Here is a 3,716-nt window from a genome sequence, read left to right as displayed (position 1 = left end):
CTGCCGCCTTGCTCTGCCAGCCGCGGAACGGGCAGGCCGCCAGCGCGTAGAGGAACAGCGAGACGCTGGCCAGCTGCGCGAGCTCGGGCGTGGTCTCGTGGCCGAGCTGCAGCAGGCCGAGGCTCGCGATCAGCGCGAGCAAGGCGCCGTCGGCTATGGCGCGGGCGTAGTCGATCGGGCTCGCCTCGCCGCCGAACGCGAACGGCACCGGTTGCGCCGCCTCGGTGCGCGCGAAGTGGTAGGTGCTGTACCAGGTCAGCAGCAGCGTGACGCCCAGCAGCATCGTGAACGGGATGCGGGCCGCGAGCGGCTGGCCGAGCAGGCCGCCGAGCAGCTTGATGAAGACGGCGCCCAGCCAGTACGGCAGCAGCGCCGAATCGCTCGGGATGCCGGCGACGGTCGGCGACCACCAGCTGGTGCTGCCCTGGGCGATGTCGACCATGTAGCCGAAGGCCGTCATGTCGGCAGCCTTCCACGGGTCGCGCCCGAACAGGCCGGGCAGCAGGTAGGCCGCGCAGAACAACAGCAGGGCCAGGCGCGGCAGGCGCTGGGCCGCACGCTGGGTGACGAGGGCAGGGGTGGGCGAGTTCAAGGAAAGTGGCGCAGGCTKTTCTCGGGACGGCGACGATGATGCAGCAACTTGTGCACGAAGTTCGTGCGCGCCAATGAAAAAGGCAGCCCGCAGGCTGCCTTCGCTTGTCTCGTGGAGAGACTGGTTACTTCGACTTCAGGTGCGCAAACTTGTTGCGGAACTTCTCGACGCGACCGCCCAGCGAGTCGATGCTCTTCTGGGTGCCGGTGTAGAACGGGTGCGATTCGCTGGTGGTTTCCAGCTTGATCAGCGGCAGCTCACGGCCATCTTCCATCTTGATGGTTTCCTTCGTCTGGGCGCACGAGCGCGTGACGAACTTGAAACCGTTGGACAGGTCCACGAAGCAGATGTCGCGGTAGTTCGGGTGGATGCCTTCTTTGGCCATGAGAAACCTCTTCAGCGCTGTGATACCGGGAGCCACGCCAAACCACTTGGCGCACTTTCCGGAATGCGGAAAACCGCGGATTATAGCGTCGACCGCGCAGGCATCAACCGCCGCGACGCATCATGTCGAAGAAATCGTGGTTGTTCTTCGTGGATTTCATCTTGTCGAGGATGAATTCCATCGCCTCGATCTCGTCCATCGGGTACAGCAGTTTCCGCAGGATCCAGGTCTTCTGCAGGATCTCGGGCTGCAGCAGCAGCTCTTCGCGGCGCGTGCCGCTCTTGTTGATCAGGATCGACGGGTAGACGCGCTTCTCGGCCATGCGGCGATCCAGGTGGATCTCGCAGTTGCCGGTGCCCTTGAACTCTTCGTAGATCAGGTCGTCCATGCGGCTGCCGGTGTCGATCAGCGCGGTGCCGATGATCGTCAGCGAGCCGCCTTCCTCGACATTGCGCGCCGCGCCGAAGAAGCGCTTCGGGCGCTGCAGCGCGTTCGAGTCCATGCCGCCGGTCAGCACCTTGCCGGACGAAGGCAGCACGTTGTTGTAGGCGCGGGCCAGGCGGGTGATCGAGTCGAGCAGGATCACCACGTCCTTGCGCATCTCGACCAGGCGCTTCGCGCGCTCGATCACCATCTCGGCGACCTGCACGTGGCGCGCGGCCGGTTCGTCGAAGGTGGAGCTGATGACCTCGCCGCGCACCGTGCGGACCATCTCGGTCACTTCTTCCGGCCGTTCGTCGACCAGCAGCACGATCAGGTAGATGTCGGGGTGGTTGGCGACCAGCGCATGTGCCAGCTGCTGCATCATCACCGTCTTGCCGGTCTTGGGCTGGGCGACGAGCAGTGCGCGCTGGCCTTTGCCGATCGGCGCGATCAGGTCGATGATGCGGCTGGTGACGTTCTCTTCGCTCTTGATGTCGCGTTCGAGCTTGAACTGTTCCTTCGGGAACAGCGGCGTCAAGTTCTCGAACATGATCTTGTGCTTGCTCTCCTCGGGCGTCAGGCCGTTGACCCGGTCGACCTTGACGAGCGCGAAGTAGCGTTCGCCGTCCTTCGGAACCCGCACCTCGCCTTCGACGGCGTCGCCGGTGTGCAGGTTGAAGCGGCGGATCTGGCTCGGCGACAGGTAGATGTCGTCGGTCGAGGCCATGTAGCTCGCGTCGGGGGCCCRCAGGAAGCCGAAGCCGTCGGGCAGCACCTCGAGCACGCCGTCGCCGAACACCTGCTCGCCGCCTTTCGCGCGCTTCTTCATGATCGCGAACATCAGCTCCTGCTTGCGCATGCGGGCGACGTTCTCGATCTCCAGTGCCTCACCCATCRTGATGAGCTCGGAGACGTGGAGCGCTTTCAGTTCAGACAAATGCATGGGCAGGGCCCCTGGATGGAAAGAGTGCAGGCAGGGTCCGTGAAACCGGACCCGGATCGATCACTGCGACAAGTGGTGCGAGCGACCCGGCATCGGGTTGCAGGACAACTTGGCACCGCTCTCGCGACGACAGAAATGCTGGGGTTTTGAAACGCTGGAGTTTTGTGCCGGACCTACGCGCCGCTGCCGATGGCGGCTTTGGGCGAGGTGGCAATCTTCAGGTGGTGGCTTCAGTCCGTCCGGGGAGAACGGGGCCCGAGGCCACCACGATTCGGCGGATTATAGATGACCGTCGAGGAAGGCCGTCAACTGGGCCTTCGAAAGTGCGCCGACCTTGGTGGCGGCGAGCTGGCCGCCCTTGAACAGCATCAGGGTCGGGATGCCGCGGATGCCGAACTTGGCGGGCACGTCGCGGTTGTCGTCGACGTTCAGCTTGGCGATCTGCAGGCGGCCGCTGTAGTCCTTCGACACTTCGTCGAGGATCGGGGCGATCATCTTGCAGGGGCCGCACCACTCGGCCCAATAGTCGACCAGGACGGGCTTGTCCGCCTGCAGGACGTCGCTGTCGAACGACGCGTCGGTGGTGTGCTTGATCAGTTCGCTGCTCATGGGATTTGTCCTTGGACATGTGCCACCCGTCGCGAGTGGCAAGGCACAATGATTCTGACACAAAGCCCCTGCGCGCGCGGCGCACCCCGACCTCACGGCCGCTATGGCTTCGATAGCTGCAACGCCCCCTCCAGCCTGCCTTGACCGACCTTGAAACCCCCGTGATCGCCACCATGCCGGCCGCGGCGCTCGACGCGCCCGGCCTGGTCGCGCAGCTGCGCGGCTGGCTGGCGCAGCAGGGCGTCGAGGCGCGCGGCTGCGTGGTGCTGCTGCCGTTCGCGCAGCAACTGGCCGCGGCGCGCACCGCCTGGGCGCGGGCCGGCGGCTGGATGCCGGAGATCGAGACGACGCAGACGCTCGCGCACCGCCTCGGGCCGTCGCCGCCCACGGCCGAGGGCCAGATCACGTTCGACGTTCACCTCGACCGGCTGGCCGCCGCGCGCCTGCTGCGCAGCCAGGACCGGCTGCAGGCCTGGGGCCGCAGCGATCCGCGGGCCTTCGACGATGCGGTGGCCGGCTTCGTGCGGCTCGCCCACGGGCTGGCACGATCGGCCGCGGCAATCGAGCCCGCGGCGCGCGAGGCCCACTGGCGCCACGCCCGCGCGCTGCTCGCCGCCGGCGACGGCCCCGGGCTGACCGAACGCCAGATCGCGGCGATCGCCGTCGAATGGGCCGCGGCTGCGGCGCCGCCCCACACCGACGCGCTGTTCGCGCTGCAGCCCGGCGCCTGGATCGCGGTGCGCACCGGCGGCAGCGATCCGCTG

General features: G+C 66.7%; 3 protein-coding genes and 2 pseudogenes. 1 reads left to right on the top strand and 4 read right to left on the bottom strand.

Going from position 1 to position 3,716, the window contains the following annotated elements; genetic code table 11:
• From AC1DXV_RS32555 to trxA, 4 genes and pseudogenes are all read right to left on the bottom strand, one after another.
• Positions 1 to 592: pseudogene (locus tag AC1DXV_RS32555) on the bottom strand (hypothetical protein); the annotation flags it as partial.
• A gap of 124 nt (positions 593 to 716) precedes the next feature.
• A complete protein-coding gene (locus AC1DXV_RS32550; protein WP_169667437.1) occupies positions 717 to 977 on the bottom strand; it encodes a type B 50S ribosomal protein L31 in 261 nt (86 codons plus the stop codon).
• Between the two features lie 103 nt (positions 978 to 1,080).
• Positions 1,081 to 2,343, bottom strand: a complete 1,263-nt coding sequence (gene rho / locus AC1DXV_RS32545) for a transcription termination factor Rho (RefSeq protein ID WP_477937614.1) — start codon at positions 2,341 to 2,343, stop codon at positions 1,081 to 1,083.
• Positions 2,344 to 2,622: 279 nt separating this feature from the next.
• Positions 2,623 to 2,952: a thioredoxin TrxA gene (gene trxA / locus AC1DXV_RS32540; RefSeq protein WP_047511552.1), complete on the bottom strand. Its 330-nt coding sequence runs from the start codon at positions 2,950 to 2,952 to the stop codon at positions 2,623 to 2,625.
• Positions 2,953 to 3,113: 161 nt separating this feature from the next.
• Between trxA and AC1DXV_RS32535 the strand changes: the two are divergent.
• Positions 3,114 to 3,716, top strand: a pseudogene (locus AC1DXV_RS32535) (hypothetical protein); the annotation flags it as partial.

This window comes from Rhizobacter sp. P3_C12 (assembly GCF_056402735.1).
This window is presented reverse-complemented; position numbering and strand designations above follow the sequence as displayed.